1 protein-coding gene is annotated in these 1,059 nt (G+C 67.4%); it reads left to right on the forward strand.

Annotated features, from left to right (window positions below; genetic code table 11):
* On the forward strand, window positions 1-1,059 hold a 1,059-nt coding region (locus DIE22_RS37765), incomplete at both ends, for an NAD(P)/FAD-dependent oxidoreductase (RefSeq protein ID WP_185640791.1).

Raw genomic sequence — 1,059 nt, forward strand, 5'->3', positions numbered from 1 at the left:
GCAATACGGCCCGCGCGAATCGATGGAATACGACGTCGTGATCGTCGGTGGCGGCCCCGCCGGGCTGTCGGCGGCGATCCGGCTCAAGCAGCTGGCCGCCGAGAAAGGCACCGAGATCGGCGTGTGCGTGCTCGAGAAGGGTTCCGAGATCGGCGCGCACATCCTGTCGGGCGCGGTGATGGACCCGCGCGCGATCACCGAACTGTTCCCCGACTGGAAGGAACAGGGCGCGCCGCTCACCGTCGAGGTGACCGAAGACCGCTTCCTGTTCCTGTCCGAGAACAGCGCGGTCACCACGCCGAACTGGGCGCTGCCCGCCAACTTCCAGAACCACGGCAACTACGTGATCTCGCTGGGCAACGTCACGCGCTGGCTCGGCCAGCAGGCCGAGGCGCTGGGCGTCGAGATCTTCCCGGGCTTCCCGGCCGCGGAGATTCTCTACAACGACGACGGCTCGGTGAAGGGCGTCGCCACCGGCAACATGGGCGTGGGCAAGGACGGCGAGCCGACCGAGAACTTCCAGCTCGGCATGGAGCTGCACGCGAAGTACACGCTGTTCGCCGAAGGCTGCCGCGGCCACCTGGGCCGCCAGCTGATCTCGAAGTTCAAGCTGGACGCGAACGCCGATCCGCAGGCGTACGGGATCGGCATCAAGGAACTGTGGGAAATCGACCCGGCGAAGCACAAGCCGGGCCTCGTGATCCACACGGCCGGCTGGCCGCTGAAGTCCGACACGTACGGCGGCTCGTTCCTGTATCACATGGACAACAACCAGGTCGTGGTCGGCTTCGTGGTGGGCCTGGGCTACACGAACCCGTACCTGTCGCCGTTCGAGGAGTTCCAGCGCTACAAGACGCATCCGTCGATCCGCGCGTTCCTCGAAGGCGGCAAGCGCGTGTCGTACGGCGCGCGTGCGATCACGGCGGGCGGCCTGCTGTCGCTGCCGAAGACGGTGTTCCCGGGCGGCGCGCTGATCGGCGACGACGCGGGCTTCCTGAACGCATCGCGGATCAAGGGCAGCCACGCGGCGATCAAGACCGGCATGCTGGCGGCCGATGC

Source organism: Burkholderia sp. Bp9142 (genome assembly GCF_003853415.1).
Classification (GTDB): Bacteria; Pseudomonadota; Gammaproteobacteria; order Burkholderiales; family Burkholderiaceae; genus Burkholderia.